Below are 539 nucleotides of genomic sequence, written 5' to 3' on the forward strand. Positions count from 1 at the left end.
GGACTGGCCCGCGCGCCTGCGCCGCTGGCGCGCCGCCGAATCCACGCGCCTGGTGTGGCGCGACCTGCACGGCGTGGACGACGTGGACGCCACCCTGGCCGGCAGCAGCCGCATCGCCGACCAGGCGCTGCAGGCGGCGGTGGCCGCGCTGTCGGGCCAGCTGGCGCAGGCGCACGGCGTGGTGCGCAGCGCCAGCGGCGAGGTGCAGTCGCTGGTGGTGTTCGGCCTGGGCAAGCTGGGCGGGCGCGAACTCAACTTCAGTTCCGACGTGGACCTGGTCTACGCCTTCCCCGAACACGGCGGCAGCGACGGCGCCCGCCCGCTCGACGGCGAGGCCTGGTTCACGCGCCTGGGCCAGCGCCTGGTGCAGTTGCTGGGCGAGGTCACGGCCGACGGTTTCTGCCACCGCGTGGACCTGCGCCTGCGGCCCTTCGGCGGCAGCGGCCGGCTGGCGCTGAGCTTCGGCGCGATGGAGCAGTACTACCAGCGCGAGGGCCGCGACTGGGAGCGTTACGCCTGGATCAAGGCGCGGCCCGTGG

Annotated in this window: 1 pseudogene; it reads left to right on the forward strand. The window is 75.0% G+C overall.

Annotated features, from left to right (window positions below):
- Positions 1-539, forward strand: a pseudogene (locus N790_RS05635) (bifunctional [glutamate--ammonia ligase]-adenylyl-L-tyrosine phosphorylase/[glutamate--ammonia-ligase] adenylyltransferase); the annotation flags it as partial.

This window comes from Arenimonas malthae CC-JY-1, assembly GCF_000747075.1.
Taxonomy (GTDB): domain Bacteria; phylum Pseudomonadota; class Gammaproteobacteria; order Xanthomonadales; family Xanthomonadaceae; genus Arenimonas; species Arenimonas malthae.